Genomic DNA, 16,508 nt, shown 5'->3' with positions numbered 1-16,508 from the left:
ACTCGTGCGAGCCGTTGCTCGTGCGGCGAAGTGAGGGCCGTTGCGATCAGCCTTCGCGCGTCATCCCGCCGTATTGCGTATCGGCGAGGTCGACCCACACGCGATGAGATTGAGGGGATTGCGGCGAAACGTGAAGCCAAATGTGCGTCGTGCCTAAAAGATCAGCAACCTTTCGCTGGCGTGCTTACTTTGTGAGCAATAATATTTCTTGTCTATACATTATTTTTGCATCATCATTGGCGTCGAGAAAACGTCCCGAGAGGCGAAATTGCAGGAGAGCGGAAGCAAACGAACAAACAGGGGGACTCCTATGCGCATGATCTCGGCAAAAATACGCGTGCTTGGCTGCACGGCGACACTGGCTCTTTCGATCGGTTTTGCCGCCGCAGCCCACGCGCAGACCGCCGCTAGGCCGACGTTCACCTCTGTGGTCGCTGGCTCCGACGAACCCGACGACATCGTCGTCACCGCAACCCGCCGCGACACCTCATTGCAAAAGACACCGATGGCGATCACCGCGCTAACCGGCCAGACGCTGACCAACGCCGGCGTCACCAACATCGCCGACTACGCCAAGTTCGTGCCCAGCCTGCGCATTCAGGACAACGGTCCCGGCCAGCGCCGCGTCAGCCTGCGCGGCGTGCAGACGTCCGGTGAAGCCACGGTGGGCGTCTATTACGATGATACCCCGGTGACCGGTTCGGTGGGTGTCTCAAGCGATGCGGCCGGACGCACCGCCGATTTCACGCTGTTCGACGTCAGCCGCATCGAGGTGCTGCGCGGCCCACAGGGTACATTGTACGGCGCGAGTTCGATGGGCGGCGCGATCCGGGTCATCCTCAACAAGCCAACCCAAGCGTATGAAGGCAAGATCGAATCGCAGATCGCCGGAACCAAGGGCGGCGGTTTGGGCTATTTCGTCCAGGGTATGGTCAACGTGCCGTTGGTCACCGATCTGCTGGCGGTACGAGCCGTGCTGTATCGCCGTGACGCCGACGGCTATATCGACAACAGCTTCCTCAATCGCAAGAACGTCAACGATTATACCGCGACAGGTGGCCGGCTGATGGTGCGCCTGACGCCATCGTCCAACCTGACGATCGATGGCTCGGCGATGGTCGAGAATACCGACGCGTTTTCGGCGAGCTGGAATCCTGCGGTCGGTAACTACAAGTCTGCGACGCAGGTGATGCTGCCCTACACCGATCGTTCGCAGATCTACAATGTCACTGGCAAACTCGATCTCGGTTCGGCCTCGGTGACGTCGATCACCTCCTACCAGCATCGCCGCTCCGCATATGCGGCGGACGACAGCTATTATATCGGCAGCTATCGCACCGCTGCCAAATGCTCGGCGTATGTCAACGCGAGCGGTGGTGCGCCCTGTTCCGCCGGCCAGCTCACCAGTTACTACGGCTACATCGACAGCCTGACTCCGGCGGCGATCTACTATCCCGGATCGACCAAGGATTTCACGCAAGAGGTACGGATCAGTTCGAACGGTACGCACCTGTTCGACTGGACGATTGGCGGCTTCTATCAGAACCGCAAGAACGAAGTGACATCGGAGGACGTGCGCGCCGACAAGATGAGCGGCGATATCATCACGCCAAACCAAATCTTCTATCGTCGCGAGATTTTCGACCAGCTCGAACAATATGCCGCGTTCGGCGAGGGCACCCTTCACCCCACGTCAACGATCGGACTGACCGCGGGCATCCGCTACTTCAACTACAACAAGACGGTGCAAGGCTTTACCGACGTCGCCTGGACGCTGATCGGCGCGCCGGCGCGCGCGCTATCGTCGGTGGATTCCTCCGAAAGCGGCACGTTGCTCAAATTCAACGCATCGTGGCAAGCGAGCGCCGACATGATGATCTACGCCACCGCGTCCCAGGGCTTTCGCCCGGGGGGCGCCAACCAGGTAATCGGCTTGTCCGCAGACCTCACCCCGTACAGGTCGGACAGCCTGTGGAACTACGAGGTCGGGGCTAAGCTCGGCCTGTTTGACCGCAAGCTGACGCTGAACCTCGCCGCGTACCAGATCGACTGGACCAACATCCAGGTCAGCGGCCGCACGCCCAACGGTGCGTTCAGCTTCCTGTCGAATGCCGGCGCTGCCCGCATCCGGGGTGTCGAGGCCGAAGCGTTCGTCCGGCCGACGCGCGGGCTGCAACTCACCTTCTCGGGCAATTATATCGATCCGCGACTGACGGAGGATCAGGTCAACGCTTCGGTCGTCGCCGCCGGCCGGGTCGGCGATCGCATCCCCTATATCCCGAACTGGTCCGGGTCCGCCGGTGCGGAATATACCGCGCCGCTTAGCAGCCGCCTCGATTTCTTCGCGCGCGCGGATTTCAACTATGTCGGATCGTCCTTTTCGGAGTTCCGCCCGGCCAGCGTCTACCGGGTGAAGATGGCGGGCTATTCGCTGACCAACGTGCGCGTTGGCGTCGATCTCAAGGAGAGCGATGCTGGGGTCTATCTGTTCGTCAACAACCTGTTCGATGCGGTCGCGATCAACCGTGCGTCGCAATCCTCTACCGCGAACTCGTATTCCGCCACGTCGGCGGCGCCGCGGACGATCGGCATCAACGTGCGCAAGAGCTTCTGAACGCCCTTACAGACAAAGGTACGCCCCATGACCAATTCGTTGTCGCGCGCGGTACGCGTGTTGTTCCTGAGCTCCGCGATCGGCCTGTGCGCGCCTGCCGTGGCGCAAACCGTGCCGAGTCCGAAAGCGGTGCTGGGGCATGATCCCGGCGATGATTATTACCTGGCCAATTACGAGGATTCTATCCGCTATTTCCGCGCGCTGGCGGCGGCATCGAACCGGATCAAGCTGTTCGACGCGGGCAAGACGACGCAGGGACGCACGATGACCTATGCGGTCATTTCCTCGACCGCAAATCTCGCCAGCTTCGAGAAGTACAAGGCGATCTCGAAGCGACTCGGCGATCCCCGTGGGCTCACCGACGGGCAGGCGCGCGCACTCGCCAAAAACAGCAAGATCATCGTTCACATCGATGGCGGTATGCATTCGAGCGAAGTCTCCGATCACCAACTGCCGCTCGCGCTCGCCTACAAATTGCTGTCGGCGAAGAACGATGCCGAGATCGACGCGATCCTCGACAAGGTCATCCTGGTACTGTGGCCGACGCTCAACCCTGATGGACAGGACATGGTGGTCGACTGGTATCGCAAGCAACGCGGCACCAAATGGGAAACCAGCCGGACGCCGTGGCTGTACCAGGAATATGTCGGTCACGATAACAACCGCGACGGCTATATGCTCAACATGAAGGAAAGCCAGGTCGTCGTCGCGACCGAGCAGACCTATTCGCCGGTGATCTGGTATTCGCAGCACCAGACCGCACCATTCCCGGCGCGGATCTGGGTGCCCCCGTTCGCCGATCCGGTATCGTCGAACATCAGCCCGTATATGCGAATCTGGACCAACGCGCTCGGCACCAACATCATGACGCGGATGCAGGCCGAACAGAAGCCCGGCGCGATCGCGCAGGCGCGTTTCGACAATTGGTATGCCGGTTTCCTCGATTACATTCACGTGTTCCGCAACACGATCTCCTTCTTCACCGAAACCGCGCACGACAGCGCCACGCCGATGACCACCAAGGTTTCGGACTTCCCGGAAAACACGCGCGATCTCAAGGCGCAGATCATGTATCCCGACCCGTGGCGCGGCGGCGAATGGCACCTCAAGAACTCGGTCGATTACATGGTGACCGCATCGATGGCGGTGCTCGATACCGCGCAGAAATACAGCGAGACCCTGCTGTACAACCGCTATCAGGCCGGCCGCGACATGGTCGCGGCGTCGGCCAAGGATGGTCCGGCTGCGTATGTGATTCCGGCTGGCCAGACCGACATGCCCGAAGCGGCGTCGCTCGCGCAGTTGATGCTGAGCCACGGCCTTGACGTGCTTCAGATCGAAAAGCCGACGCTGATCGGCGGGCGCAGCTACGACGCCGGCAGTTGGATCGTGCCGACCGACCAGCCCTTCGCCGGGCTGGCGCGCGAACTGTTCGACAAGCAGACCTATCCGGATGCGATCCTCGACGGTAACGGCAAACCCGTCGATCTGCCCTATGACGTTACCGGGTGGACGCTGCCGATGCAGATGGGCGTGCAGGTCGACCGTATTGTCGAGCCGATCGCGCCCGAAGCGCGTGCCGGGATGCGCAAGATCAGCAAGGCCACGCCGCCGGTCGGCGCGGTGCGTGGGGTGGGGGCGACGTACCTGATCAGCCGCCGCGTCAACAACAGTTATCGCGTGCTCAACAGCGCGCTCGCGGCGGGCGGGAAGGCGGTCTGGACGAGCGCCGTGCTCAAGCCGGGGGCGGCGCCCGAGGATGCGATCGCGATTAGCGGCGTGACCGCGCCGGCGATGGCCAAGATCGCGACGGATTTCAGCGCGGTGGTGACGGCGTCGCCGGACACGGTCAGCGGCGCGACTGTCCACAAAGGACGCGTCGCATTGTACCGCCCGTGGGGATCGAACATCGACGAAGGCTGGACGCGCTGGCTGCTCGAGCAATATGATTTTGAGCCGAAGAGCGTCTACAATGCGGACGTGAAGGCCGGGCTTGCCGGCAGGTACGACACGATCGTTATCCCGGACATGAACGCGCCGAGCAAAGGTCGCCCCGGCGATACGGCGCCCGCGCCTGACGTGATCTCCTCGTACAAGGGGCCGCTCGGCACGCTGATGGATGGGTTCGCCCCAAGCCAAATGCCCGCGCAATATGCCGGCGGGATCGGCAACGAGGGTGCAGCGAAGCTGATGGCGTTCGTCCGCGAGGGCGGGACGCTGGTGGCGCTTAACAATGCCTCGGACGCGATCATCGATTTGTTCGATCTGCCCGTCACCAACATCCTGAAGGATGTGAAGAGCGAGCAGTTCTTCTGTTCCGGTGCCTTGCTGGCGGTCGAGCTGAAGCAGGGATTGCCGGCGACCGCAGGCATGCCGGCCAATCCGATCGTGATGTTCGAGCGCGGGCCGGCCTTCGCGCCGAAGGCCGGGTTCAAGGGCGATATCCTCGCGTCTTATGCCGCGACCGGCAACCCGCTGCGTAGTGGCGTGCTGCTCCATCCTGAAATGATCCAGGGCAAGGCGGCGGCGGTGTCGGTCTCCTACGGCAAGGGCACGATCTACCTCTACGGCTTCAAGCCGCAGTGGCGCGCCCAGTCGCATGGCACCTACAAGCTGCTGTTCAACACGCTCTACCCGACCACCGCGAAGTAACCCGCGCGGCGCTCCGGTTTCCGCGTGGGACCGGAGCGCTTACCGCGTCGCGCCGAAGTGCGCGACGAGATCGTAGCTGTTGCCGACGAACAGCTGCCGGACATAGGTGATGCGGTCGCTGCTGCGCCACGTGCGACGTTCGACGCACAGGCAAGCCGAGCGCTGCGGAATGCGTAGCAGCCGCGCTTCCTCCGTTGTGGCTTCCAACGCGGAGATGCGCGTTTCCGCCTCGGTCCAGGGAACATGCTTCAACAGCCAACTGCCCGGCGAGATCGCCTCGATATCGGTCGCATCGCCGATGTCGGGCACGGCCAGCACGCTGATCAACCGATATTCCAGCGCCAGCGGGATGTTGTCGGCGAGGTGCAGCCCTTCGAGTTCGAACAGATCGCCCTCTCCGGCGAGCTGCACTTCCTCCTCAAGAGCCGGTGCGGGTGGCCGCAGCCGATGCCCGATGGGTTCATAGGCATAGGCTTGCCCGCGTTCGCGGATTTGCGATGGCAGATCAGGCACGTCGAGCACCATCGAGTGCATCCGCGGCCGCGCGACGAAGGTGCCCGCGCGCTTGCGCCGGTCGATCAAGCCGGCGGACAGCAACGCCGACAACGCCTTGTTCACCGTCATGCGGGCGCAGCCATAATGCTGCATCAATTCCTGCTCGATCGGCAGACGGTCACCGGGAGCGAGGTCGCCCGACAGGATGCGCGCTTCGAAGTCCGACCGGATTCGCTCGTGCAAGGGCTGTCTCATCCGCAAAGCGTCTCCAGCACACGGCGATAGCGCGCGATGACCGCCGCGCGCGCGCGATGCCTGCCACCGCTAACCAGCTTTGTGCCGTGTCGCCAGACGCAATCCACGCCAGCCCGGCCGGCGGCGAAAACAAGTCCGTCGATCAGTCCATTGCCCGTGCGCCCGGCGAGCGACGGATGGGCGAGATCGAGGCTGACGAGATCGGCAGGCAGGCCGATCGCGAGGCCGGGCGCCACGCCCAGCGCCGCCGCGCCGCCGGCCACCGCGGCTGTGTAGATATCGCCACCGGTCGATCGCCCGGTGTTGTTCGCGAGCATGTTGCGGCCGCGATGGGCGAGGCGCTGGCCATATTCGAGCAGGCGCATTTCCTCGGTGGCGTCGATCAGCACGTTCGAATCGCTGCCGAGCCCGTAGCGGCCGCCGGCGGCGAGGAACGTGACGGCGGGGAAGATGCCATCGCCGAGATTGGCTTCGGTGATCGGGCACAATCCGGCGATCGCGCCCGATCGCGCCATCGCCGACGCTTCGGTGCCTATCATGTGCGTGGCATGGACCAGGCACCAGCGTGGATCGACCTCGGCATGGTCGAGGAGCCACGCGACCGGCCGCTGCCCGCTCCAGGCGAGGCATGCCTCCACCTCGCCGGTCTGCTCCGCGATGTGGATGTGGATCGGCCGGTCTTTCGCCATGTCGCTCAGCAAGCCGAGCTGTTCGGGCGATACTGCGCGCAGGCTGTGCGGGGCGACGCCGACGATCGCGTCCGGCAATGCCGCCGTCGCGAGGTCGGTCGCGCTTGTGAGCAGCCGCGCATAACTGTCGATGTCATGGACGAAGCGCGCCTGATCGGGGCGGGGCGGCTGCGCGCCGAAGCCGGCATAGGCGTAGAACACCGGCAGCAACGTCAGGCCGATCCCGCTCTCGGCGGCGGCGGCGATGATCGCGCCGCTCATCTCGGCGGGGTTGGCGAAGCGCTGGCCGTCGCGGTCGTGATGCAGATAATGGAATTCGCCGACGCGGGTGAAACCGCTTTCGAGCATCTCGATATAGGCGAGCGCGGCGATCGCTTGCACGTCGTCCGGCGTCATGCGCGCGACGAAACGATACATCACGTCTCGCCACGTCCAAAAGCTGTCCTCCGCCGGGCCGCGCGTCTCGGCGAGGCCGGCCATGCCGCGCTGGAAGGCGTGGCTGTGGAGGTTGGGGAGGCCGGGCAGGGCGCAGCGGTGCCGTTCGTCTTCGGGTGCGGGCGCGGCGTTGGTTTCGAGCGTCGCGATGCGGCCGGCGGCGAGAGTGATTCGGACGTTCCGCGCCCAGCCTTCGGGCAACAACGCGCGATCGAAAAATAGCGAAGGTTGCGCAGCGGAGGGACGGTCGGGCATGGTAGATTTGTCTATACATTAATCGCGAACGGTGCAATCATTCTCCCCGCAACCATGAGGTGACGGTCAGGTGCGGTGTGACACGCTATGGACTCAGGCGCGGCTGGCGACGTGCGCGGGCGACGGGCTGGGGCTGGTCGAGCGGGGATGTGTTGCCGCGCGGGGTGGCACGATCGTCTTCGCGGGAGACGCTGCCGATGCGCCGGTGTTCGATGCGGCGCGGACGGTTGATTGTGAGGGGCGGTGGATCACCCCCGGGCTGATCGATTGCCATACGCACCTCGTACATGGCGGCGACCGGTCGCATGAGTTCGAACTGCGGCTGGCGGGCGCGTCCTATGAGGAGATCGCGCGCGCGGGGGGCGGTATCGTCTCGACGATGCGGGCGACGCGCGCCGCCAGCGAGGATGCGCTGGTCGCGAGCGCGCTGCCGCGGCTCGACGCGCTGATCGCCGAAGGGGTGACGACGGTCGAGATCAAGTCGGGCTACGGCCTCGACGCTGCGAGCGAAACGCGCATGCTGCGGGCGGCGCGGCGGCTCGGGCGGGAGCGGCCGGTACGGATCGCCACGACCTTCCTCGGTGCGCACGCGCTGCCGCCCGAATATGCCGGGGATGCCGACGGCTATATCGCGATGCTGTGCGACGATATGCTGCCGCAGGTCGCGGCGGCGGGGCTTGCCGACGCGGTCGATGCGTTTTGCGAGGGAATCGGCTTTTCGCCCGCGCAGACCGAACGCATGTTCCGCGCCGCCACCGCGCTCGGGCTGCCGGTAAAACTCCACGCCGAGCAATTGTCCAACCTTCACGGCGCCGCGCTCGCCGCGCGGTACGGCGCGCTTTCGGCCGACCATCTCGAACATCTCGACGATGCCGGCGTCGCGGCGATGGCGCAGGCGGGCACCGTCGCGACATTGCTGCCGGGCGCCTATTATTTCGTCCGCGAAACCAGGCCGCCGCCGGTCGCGGCGCTGCGCCGCGCGGGCGTCCCGATCGCGCTCGCGACCGACTGCAACCCCGGCACCGCGCCGCTGACATCGCTGCTGCTGACGATGAACATGGGCGCGACGTTGTTCGGGCTGACCGTCGACGAATGTCTCGCCGGCGTCACCCGCAACGCCGCGCGCGCGCTCGGCCGCGCCGACACGATCGGCACGCTGGAGGCGGGCAAGGCTTGCGACCTTGCGATCTGGGACATCGAGCGCCCCGCCGAACTGGTCTATCGCATGGGGTTCAACCCGCTCCATGCCCGCATCTGGAGTGGCCAATGAACACGATCCTGCTCACCCCCGGCGAAGTGACGCTGGCGCAGTGGCGCGCGCTGTATCGCGGCGCGCCGGCCCGGCTCGACCCGGCGTGCGCGCCGCGCATCGCCGAAAGCGCCGCCGCAGTGGCACGCATCCTCGCCAAAGGCGCGCCGGTCTATGGCATCAACACCGGCTTCGGGAAGCTGGCGAGCGTGCGGATCGGCGACCACGACCTTGCGACGCTTCAGCGCAATATCGTGCTGAGCCATGCCGCCGGAACCGGCGCGCCCTCGCCGGTGCCGATCATCCGGTTGATGATGGCGTTGAAGTTGGCCAGCCTCGGGCAGGGCGCCTCGGGCGTGCGGCCGGAAACGGTCGCGTTGCTCGAAGCGATGCTCGTCACCGGCCTGACCCCGGTGGTGCCGTGCCAGGGATCGGTCGGCGCGAGCGGCGATCTCGCGCCGCTGTCGCACATGGCGGCGGCGATGATCGGGGTGGGCGAAATCTGGGTCGGCGATGCGCGTTTGCCCGCCGCCGAGGCGCTGGCGCAGGCCGGACTCGCGGCCGTAGAACTGGGGCCGAAGGAAGGGCTGGCGCTGCTCAACGGCACGCAATTCTCCAACGCCAATGCGCTCGCCGGGCTGTTCGAGGCGGAATTGCTGTTCCAGTCGGCGCTGATCACCGGCGCGCTCTCGACCGAGGCGGCCAAGGGTTCCGACACGCCGTTCGACCCGCGTATCCACGCGCTGCGCCGCCATGCCGGCCAGATCGAAACGGCGGCGGCGCTGCGACGGCTGATGGACGGATCGGCGATCCGCGCGAGCCATCTCGAAAACGATGCGCGCGTGCAGGATCCCTATTGCCTGCGCTGCCAGCCGCAGGTGATGGGCGCCGCGCTCGATATTCTGCGTCAGGCGGCGACGACGCTGGAGATCGAGGCGAATTGCGTATCGGACAATCCGCTGATTTTCCCCGAAAGCGACGAAGCGCTGTCGGGCGGAAACTTCCATGCCGAGCCGGTCGCCTTCGCCGCCGACATGATCGCGCTGGCGATCTGCGAGATCGGGTCGATCGCCGAGCGGCGCATCGCGATGCTGGTCGATCCGGCGCTGTCGGGATTGCCGGCGTTCCTCACCCCCAAGCCCGGCCTCAATTCGGGCTTCATGATCCCGCAGGTCACCGCCGCCGCGCTCGTCTCCGAGAACAAGCAGCGCGCTTATCCGGCCAGCGTCGATTCGATCCCGACCTCGGCGAACCAGGAGGATCATGTCTCGATGGCGGCGCACGGTGCGCGCCGCCTGCTCGACATGGCCGAGAATGCCAGCGCGGTGATCGGAATCGAATATCTCGCCGCCGCGCAGGCGATCGATTTCCACGCACCGCTGGTGAGCAGCACGCTGCTTCAGGCCGCGCACGCCGGCCTGCGCGCGCACGTGCCGCACCTGACCGACGACCGGCATTTCCATCCCGACATGGAAGCCGCCAACCGGCTCGTCCGCTCGGGCGCGCTGGTCGCGATCGCGGGTGATGTGCTGCCGGGTGTCGCATGAGCGACGGGGTGCAGGTCCATCGCGGCGAGGCGCCGCTGATCCTCGCGTTTCCGCATACCGGCCTCGATCTCGTCGATGTCGAGGCGGGTTTCGTATCGCCGTGGCTCGCCCGCCGCGATGCCGACTGGTGGATCGACCAGCTCTATGCGTTCGCGGCGGATCTCGGCGCGACGATGGTCCGCACAACGGTTTCGCGCAGCGTGATCGACGTCAATCGCGATCCGTCGGGCGCGTCGCTGTACCCCGGCATGGCGACGACCGAATTGTGCCCGACGACGACCTTCGACGGCGAGCCGCTGTATGCCGGCGCGGCGCCCGACGCGGCCGAGATCGCGCGGCGCCGGACGCGCTGGTTCGACCCGTATCATGCCGCGCTGTCGGCGGAGATCGCGCGGCTGCGCGCGGCGCACGACACCGTCGTGGTGTACGACGCGCATTCGATCCGCAGCCATGTCCCGCGCCTGTTCGACGGCGAACTGCCGCAGTTCAACATCGGCACCAATAATGGCGCGACCTGTGGACCCGCACTCGCTCACGCGGTCGAGGCGCGCTGCGCCGCGAGCGGTCTCGGCCATGTCCTCGACGGCCGTTTCCGGGGCGGCTGGACGACGCGCCATTATGGCCGGCCCGAAACGGGCGTGCATGCGATCCAGATGGAGCTCGCGATTCGCGGATACATGGACGAGCCCGACATGCCGGCCCCCGGCATCTGGCCGCCCGCGTATGATTCCGCCCGCGCGGCGCCGCTTGCCGCCACGCTTTCCGACATCGTGAAGGCGTGTCTCGCCTTCGCCCACGCCTGACCCGCCAAGGACTCGCCATGACTCGCCTCGACAACAGCCGCACCATCCGCGCCGCGACCGGCACCGAACTGACCGCCAAGAGCTGGCTGACCGAAGCCCCCTTGCGCATGCTGATGAACAACCTCCACCCCGACGTCGCCGAGCGGCCCGAGGAGCTGGTCGTCTATGGCGGCATCGGCCGCGCCGCGCGCGACTGGCAAAGCTATGACACAATCGTCGAGACGCTACGCCGGCTCGAGGACAATGAGACCTTGCTGGTCCAGTCGGGCAAGCCGGTCGGCGTGTTCCGCACCCATGCCGATGCGCCGCGCGTGCTGATCGCCAATTCCAACCTCGTCCCGCATTGGGCGACGTGGGAGCATTTCAACGAGCTCGATCGCAAGGGGCTGGCGATGTACGGCCAGATGACGGCGGGATCGTGGATCTACATCGGCACGCAGGGCATCGTTCAGGGCACGTATGAGACGTTCGTCGAGATGGGCCGCCAGCATTATGGCGGCGACCTGTCGGGGCGGTGGCTGCTGACCGCTGGGCTCGGCGGGATGGGCGGCGCGCAGCCGCTCGCGGCGGTGATGGCGGGCGCGTCGTGCCTCGCGATCGAATGCCAGCAGAGCCGGATCGATATGCGGCTGCGCACCGGCTATCTCGATGTCGCCGCCGCGACGATTGAGGAAGCGATGGCGATCATCGAACGGAGCTGCGCCGACAAGACGCCCGTTTCGGTCGGGCTGATCGGCAATGCCGCCGAAATCCTGCCAGACCTCTACGCCCGCGGCATCCGCCCCGATCTGCTGACCGACCAGACCAGCGCGCACGATCCGATCAACGGCTATCTGCCGATCGGGTGGAGCGTGGCGCAGTGGGCCGAGGGGCGCGAGCGCGATCCGCAAGCCGTGGCCGCCGCCGCCAAGCAATCGATGGCGGTGCATGTCCGCGCGATGCTCGATTTTCAGGCCGCCGGCGTGCCGACCACCGATTATGGCAACAACATCCGCCAGGTCGCGCTCGACGCGGGCGTGACCAATGCGTTCGATTTCCCCGGGTTCGTGCCGGCCTATATCCGGCCGCTGTTCTGCCGGGGGGTGGGGCCGTTCCGCTGGGTGGCGTTGTCGGGCGACCCCGAGGACATTTACAAGACCGACGCCAAGGTGAAGGAATTGCTGCCCGACGACACGCATCTTCACCATTGGCTCGACATGGCGCGCGAGAAGATCCAGTTTCAGGGTCTGCCAGCGCGGATCTGCTGGGTCGGGCTGGGCGACCGGCATCGGCTCGGTCTGGCGTTCAACGAAATGGTGGCGAGCGGCGAGTTGAAGGCGCCGGTGGTGATTGGGCGTGACCATCTCGATTCTGGGTCGGTCGCGTCGCCCAACCGCGAGACCGAGGCGATGCGCGACGGCAGCGATGCCGTGAGCGACTGGCCGCTGCTCAACGCGCTGCTCAACACCGCGAGCGGCGCGACCTGGGTGTCGCTGCATCATGGCGGCGGCGTCGGCATGGGCTTTTCGCAGCATTCGGGCATGGTGATCGTCGCCGATGGCACGCCCGAAGCGGCGGCGCGGCTGGAGCGCGTGCTGTGGAACGATCCCGCGACGGGGGTGATGCGCCACGCCGATGCCGGGTACGAGATCGCGCTGGAGTGTGCGCGCGAGAAGCAGCTCGATCTGCCCGGCATAATGGGGTGAACGATGGCCGGCTGATCCGCGCCGCCGACTGCCCGCTGGTCGCGTGGAAGAACGGCGGTGGGGTGACGCGCGAGATCGCGGGTTTCCCCGGCAGTGCTGGATTGGACAGCTTCGCGTGGCGGCTCAGCGCCGCGCGGGTGGATGTGGCGGGGGCGTTTTCGCATTTCGCCGGCGTCGATCGGACGATCGCGATCCTGTCGGGGCGGCTGGGGCTGGCGGTGGCGGGGCGTGACCCGGTCGTGCTCACGCCAGACAGCGCGGCCTATGCTTTTCCGGGCGATGTCGCCGCGTTCGGAACGCCCGAAGGCGGCCCGGTTACCGATCTGAACCTGATGGTGCGGCGGGGCGCTGGCGTCGGCATGATCCGGGCGCTGGACGCCGGTGCGATCGCCGGCATCGCGGCGGGGACGATCGTGGTCGCGAGCCGGGCGCTGGTGCTTCGGATCGGCGCGCGGACCGTAGCCATGCGGGCGCACGACGCCTTCTGCTTCGACACGTCGCCTGACGAGGCGGTCGCCGTGAGCGCTGCGGTGAAGATCGTCTCCGTTGCTCGCCACGCGGGGGTGTGATTTCAGCGCTTGCCCGCCGAGCGTAGCATCGAGCCGAAAGTGGTCTCGGTCGGCGACAGGTTGCGTTCGGGGCGGCGGATCATGCCGAACTGGCGTTCGGGCAGATCGAGCGGCACCTGCTGTAGCAGCCCCGCCTCGATCCGCCGCCCATCTTCCGCCTCAGAAATTCGCCCGAAGCGAAAACGCAACCTCTCGACCGATCGGACTCGCCGCAGAGGCGTCGTAGCCGCCGCTGCCGTTGCCCGATGGGGCCAGATTGACATAGGGGGGATCGAGATCGAACAGGTTGCGCACCTCCGCCCCCAGCGTGAGCCCGCCGAGCAGGCCGTGTGCATCGCGTCCGCCCAGTTTCCACGACACGCTGAGATCGACCGGTGTGTAGCTGCCGACCTGCGAGTTCGGCGTCACGGCGTTGTTGGTGTAACCGCCGACATGCGTGACGGTCGCCTGCACGCGGAACGGCTCGAAATCCCAAGCGACGCTACCGCGCGCCTTGAAGGTCAGCGGGAAGAAGATCGTGTTGCGCCGGTCGATCGGCGTGCCCGCAGGGGTGATCGAGACTTCGTATTTGGTGAGATACGTGCCGTTGACGTTGAACAGGAATGTCCCGACGTTCGCGGTCGGTAGCGTATAGTTTACCGCGAAATCTACGCCCTCGGTCTGGGACTTGCCGAGATTGTTGTTGCGGCCATCGACGAACAGCGTGACCGGCGCGGGCGGAACGCCGACCACGCCGACTCCTGACGCGATCAGTTGCGCAACGCGCGCGGCGGCGTCGGCGCCGCGCAGGATGATGCCGGTCCCGGCGAATTGCGCCTCACGCGACAGGATCGCCAAATCGGATAGATACGCATCAACCTGGTTGCGATAGCCGACGTTGAAATAGGTGACGCTGAGCTTCAGGCGCGGCACGATATCCCAATCTCCGCCGACCGACCATGTCGTGGCGGTCTCCGGCCTGAGATTGAGGTTGGGGCCTGAAAGTGCCAGCCCCACGATCGGCGCGCCGGCGGGGTTCTGGTAAGTCTGTGTGAACAGGCTGTTCGAATTGCCGTAAATCTGCGTGATGAGCGGTGCGCGAAACGACGTGCCGTAGCTGCCGCGCAGGACCAGCCCACGCACCGGCGACCAGTTGACGCCGAACTTCGGGTTCGTCGTATCCCCGGAATCGCTATATTTGTCATAGCGAACCGCCGCGTCGAGCTCGAGGCGCTGAAAGCCGGGGATGGCGTTGGCTGATCCGAAGAGCGGCACCAACACTTCACCATAGGCCGAATCGACGCGGCGGCTGAAGTTGCGAAAGGCGATCGGAATACCGATCACGCCGCGCGCATTGCCCAACGCAACGCCGATTTCCTGAGCTTCATAGCCAGCGGCAAGCTTCACGCCGCCGCCGCCGAGCTGGAACAAGGTGCCGTTCAATCGCGCTTCATAGCCAGTGAAGCGGCTGAGCGTCGGTGCGAGGAACACGCTGTTGTTGATCGCCGCAAGCGTCGCGGGCGAGGTCCGGCCGAGGCTGTAGGGATCGAACGCGGTCGCCGGGTTGCTGCTTGCCAGCGCGGCGTTGAGATTGGCGGCGGTCAGGCCGGTGAAGGTGTTCGATTCGTCGTCGCCGCGACCATAACTGTAGATGCCCTCTAACTGGAAATCGCCGAACAGCTTGACGCGCACGCCCGGGGAAATCTGCCAATTCTCGGCGCTGCCCAGGTTCAGGTTGGGCGGCAGGATATCCTTGAAATTGTAGGCGAGGGTATAGCTGGTGCCGGTGAAGCCCGCAGGACGCACGAAGAAGGCGTTGGTCTGTGGCACGGTCAACGTCGCGCTGCTGGCGGCGGCGGTGCGCTGGAAGCTGCGGCGCGAGAAGAAGCCGTCGGCGAAGACCGTGACGCGGTCGCCGAGATCCTGCGTGAAGGTCATGTTGGCCGAATCGTAGGTTTGCTCTGGAATAAGGTCCTGACCGACGATGTCGTCGCACCGGTTGCTGGTGCCCGGAACGAGCGCGCCCGCCGTCGCCTGCGTGACGCCGGCGCTCGGGATCGCGTAGCTGACGCCCCCCGCGACGATCGTGCCGGGTGAGCAGCGATTGACGCGATAGTCGTTGCCGCCGAACGCGGTCTGATCGGACCGGAAGTACCTACGGTCGTTGCCGCTCAGCGCCGAGCGATAGACATGCTCAAACGCGAGCATGATCTGACCCTGGCTCCATTTGTGCCCGACGGCCAAGCCGGCTTGATATTCTCTGAAATTGTCCGCGAAGCCATAGCGGCCCGTGGCCTCGACGCCATTCAACGAGCGGCGTGGGATGAGGTTGACGACGCCGGCCACCGCGTCCGATCCGTAGATCGCGGAAGCGCCGTCCGCGACGACTTCGACTCGATCGAGGCCAAGCGTCGGAATGATCGAGGGATCGACCGAGCGGCTGTTGTTGACGACGCGGTGGCCGTCGACGAGAACCAGCGTCGCATAAGGGCCTATGCCGCGCAGGTTGACGCTGTTGCCATATGTGACGTTGCCGCTGCCGCCCGATTGGCCACGCGAATTCTCGCTGACGCCAAGATCGAACACCTGCGGGATCTGCTTGATGAGCCGGTCGGTGGTGACCGCTCCGCCCGCCACGGCGTCCTCGCGCCCCAACGCGATGACGGTCGAGCCGACCGGCGCCGCGCCGCGCACGCGGCTGCCCGTCACGATGACGTCCGAACCGACGGACTCCTGCGTGATGGCGACCGGGCCAGCTTCGGGCGACTGCGCGGGCGGCAGCGCTGTATCGGCGGGCTGGGCCTGGGCGAAGACCGGCTGCGTGAAACCAAGCGTGATCAGCGCGGTCGAGACGCGCGCTGCGGTGCGTATCCTGTTCATCAATTCTCCCCTTTGCGTTTTGTTTTTGAAAGGCTGGCGTGGGCACGAAAGGCGCGTCGGTGCGTGACCTGTCGGTCACCCCGTGGGACTCGGATGCTGGCTGTGGCAGGCTGAGGTGACGTCGCGCCGGCTCGCGGTGCGCAGCCGGATTTGATGCGCATGGCGTTGCCGCGCTGGCACATCGGCGTGTCGAACCGGCTTGAAGTGCGTGCCGTCGGTGCCCGCAGCGACAGGTCGTCTCGCCGCCTCCACGGCAAACGCATTGGACTGGGCGGTGAGACGCGCAGTGATGCGACCACCGGGGACGACGCCATGGGAGTCGATCGCGGTCGCTTTGGAAATATGGTGCGCGACGCTGGCGGCGGTGGACTCGCCACCGGCATCGTCAGCACTGCGACGCG

11 protein-coding genes are annotated in these 16,508 nt (G+C 65.9%); 7 read left to right on the top strand and 4 right to left on the bottom strand.

What is annotated here, in order from left to right; all coding sequences use genetic code 11:
- The first annotated feature begins 310 nt into the window (after window positions 1-310).
- Window positions 311-2,614: a TonB-dependent receptor gene (locus J0A91_RS04725; protein ID WP_083224512.1), complete on the top strand. Its 2,304-nt coding sequence runs from the start codon at window positions 311-313 to the stop codon at window positions 2,612-2,614.
- Window positions 2,615-2,641: 27 nt separating this feature from the next.
- Window positions 2,642-5,266: a M14 family metallopeptidase gene (locus tag J0A91_RS04720; protein WP_069203938.1), complete on the top strand. Its 2,625-nt coding sequence runs from the start codon at window positions 2,642-2,644 to the stop codon at window positions 5,264-5,266.
- A 39-nt stretch (window positions 5,267-5,305) separates the two neighbouring features.
- On the opposite strand, the gene hutC is transcribed toward J0A91_RS04720, so the two are convergent.
- Window positions 5,306-6,016, bottom strand: coding sequence for a histidine utilization repressor (hutC, locus tag J0A91_RS04715; protein WP_069203937.1), 711 nt, complete (start codon window positions 6,014-6,016; stop codon window positions 5,306-5,308).
- Window positions 6,013-7,395 (bottom strand): formimidoylglutamate deiminase, encoded by a 1,383-nt coding sequence (locus tag J0A91_RS04710; RefSeq protein ID WP_069203936.1) that lies wholly within the window; start codon window positions 7,393-7,395, stop codon window positions 6,013-6,015. Before J0A91_RS04710 ends, hutC begins: the two co-directional genes overlap by 4 nt.
- 70 nt (window positions 7,396-7,465) lie before the next feature.
- Here J0A91_RS04710 and hutI point away from each other — a divergent pair, with 70 nt between their 5' ends.
- The 5 genes from hutI to J0A91_RS04685 are packed head-to-tail and all read left to right on the top strand — an operon-like array spanning window position 7,466 to window position 13,248.
- Window positions 7,466-8,665 carry an imidazolonepropionase gene (gene hutI / locus J0A91_RS04705; RefSeq protein WP_069203935.1) on the top strand — a complete coding sequence of 400 codons (1,200 nt, stop codon included), beginning with the start codon at window positions 7,466-7,468 and terminating at the stop codon, window positions 8,663-8,665.
- On the top strand, window positions 8,662-10,191 hold the full coding sequence (hutH, locus tag J0A91_RS04700) for a histidine ammonia-lyase (RefSeq protein WP_069203934.1): 1,530 nt from the start codon (window positions 8,662-8,664) through the stop codon (window positions 10,189-10,191). Before hutI ends, hutH begins: the two co-directional genes overlap by 4 nt.
- On the top strand, window positions 10,188-10,994 hold the full coding sequence (gene hutG / locus J0A91_RS04695) for an N-formylglutamate deformylase (protein ID WP_069203933.1): 807 nt from the start codon (window positions 10,188-10,190) through the stop codon (window positions 10,992-10,994). Before hutH ends, hutG begins: the two co-directional genes overlap by 4 nt.
- A gap of 17 nt (window positions 10,995-11,011) precedes the next feature.
- Window positions 11,012-12,679: a urocanate hydratase gene (hutU, locus tag J0A91_RS04690; protein WP_069203932.1), complete on the top strand. Its 1,668-nt coding sequence runs from the start codon at window positions 11,012-11,014 to the stop codon at window positions 12,677-12,679.
- Window positions 12,676-13,248, top strand: a complete 573-nt coding sequence (locus J0A91_RS04685; RefSeq protein WP_069203931.1) for a HutD/Ves family protein — start codon at window positions 12,676-12,678, stop codon at window positions 13,246-13,248. The genes hutU and J0A91_RS04685 overlap by 4 nt, the downstream gene beginning before the upstream one ends.
- Window positions 13,249-13,250: 2 nt before the next feature.
- Here J0A91_RS04685 and J0A91_RS04680 read toward each other — a convergent pair whose 3' ends face one another.
- Together J0A91_RS04680 and J0A91_RS04675 are read right to left on the bottom strand one after the other, a co-directional pair.
- Window positions 13,251-13,436 carry a hypothetical protein gene (locus J0A91_RS04680; RefSeq protein WP_150126829.1) on the bottom strand — a complete coding sequence of 62 codons (186 nt, stop codon included), beginning with the start codon at window positions 13,434-13,436 and terminating at the stop codon, window positions 13,251-13,253.
- Window positions 13,408-16,107, bottom strand: a complete 2,700-nt coding sequence (locus tag J0A91_RS04675; RefSeq protein WP_069203930.1) for a TonB-dependent receptor plug domain-containing protein — start codon at window positions 16,105-16,107, stop codon at window positions 13,408-13,410. Before J0A91_RS04675 ends, J0A91_RS04680 begins: the two co-directional genes overlap by 29 nt.
- Between the last annotated feature and the right edge of the window lie 401 nt (window positions 16,108-16,508).

The sequence above is a fragment of the Sphingomonas panacis genome, assembly GCF_001717955.1.
GTDB lineage: Bacteria > Pseudomonadota > Alphaproteobacteria > Sphingomonadales > Sphingomonadaceae > Sphingomonas > Sphingomonas panacis.
The sequence above is the reverse complement of the archived record's forward strand: the minus strand, read 5'-3'. Positions and strand labels throughout refer to the sequence as shown.